Origin of the sequence: Acinetobacter sp. ATCC 27244, assembly GCF_000156555.1 — a bacterium.
In the GTDB taxonomy this organism is placed as follows: Bacteria; Pseudomonadota; Gammaproteobacteria; order Pseudomonadales; family Moraxellaceae; genus Acinetobacter; species Acinetobacter haemolyticus.
Window position 1 is genome coordinate 1 of record NZ_GG665951.1, and the last position, 1,073, is coordinate 1,073.

A 1,073-nucleotide genomic window follows, 5' to 3' on the forward strand; every position below is an offset into this window, starting at 1 on the left:
CTCTGTACACGACAAATTTCATAGGGCCCTTGTCCTATCAGGCTTTTTCTTTCTTAAAATTGCGAGCACTTTCTTAAATTCTTCTTTTTTTCCAAAACCAATCAAACGTAGAATAGCCATTTGAACATAGTCCAAACCGTAGCGAAATAAACTTACTGAAAGTCGTCCATGCTTCTTTATTTTTATCGCTTTTTTTCGATCATGTTGCCATTCACCTGTTAAATAGCACCAACAGAAACCGATAGCTAGCACTGCTATCAATTTCTTGACTCGTCCAGGGTCTGTTAAACGAGTATTTTCAAGATTGAATCCACGTCCTTTGAGACAACTAAATAAGGTTTCGATTTCCCAGCGTAATGCATAATCACGAATAGCAGAAGCATTAAACATAGGAGAAACAACAAGTAAAAGTTCCCCATCTTCTAATCGTAGCGCACTAATATACAGTTTCACTCGACCAACCCAAATACGTCGTTTACGACATTCAGTTTGACCAACTTGAAGATGACGAAATAAATCACTAATTTTATGATTCCTGGCTAAGTGATTGGTCACAATAAAGTTTTTTTAACACGTATACAGAAGTTGATGTCATTTTCAATTAACCATGTAAACCATTTCTCACCGATAAATTCTCTGTCTGCGAACACATTCACAATACGGTCTTTACCAAAAATAGAGATAAAGCGTTGAATCAAAGCAATACGCTCTTTTGTATCTGAATTTCCACGTTTATTGAGCAATGTCCAAACAATAGGTATCGCTATTCCACGATAGACGATGGCTAACATCAAGATATTGATATCTCGTTTTCCCCATTTCCAATTGGTTCTATCTAAAGTCAGTTGCACTTTGTCGAATGAAAACATATTGAAAATCAACTGAGAAATTTGACGATAATCAAAATACTGACCTGCAAAGAAGCGTTGTATACGTCGATAAAATGATTGTGGTAAGCACTTGATGGGTAAGGCTTTAGATGCAGAAGAAAGATTACATGTCTGTTTTACAATTAATGCAATCATAATCAGTGTAAAACATTTTACATGTGACTTGTTCCACTTTAGATATTT

1 protein-coding gene is annotated in these 1,073 nt (G+C 35.5%); it reads right to left on the bottom strand.

Annotated features, from left to right (window positions below):
• Window positions 1–18: 18 nt before the first annotated feature.
• Window positions 19–1,073 (bottom strand): IS4-like element ISAba33 family transposase gene (locus tag HMPREF0023_RS16495; protein ID WP_155757170.1). Its coding sequence is split into 2 segments (ribosomal slippage), with 1,056 coding nucleotides annotated over them: window positions 19–569 and window positions 569–1,073; the frame shifts between segments, so codons are not numbered across the junction. This gene is flagged as partial in the annotation.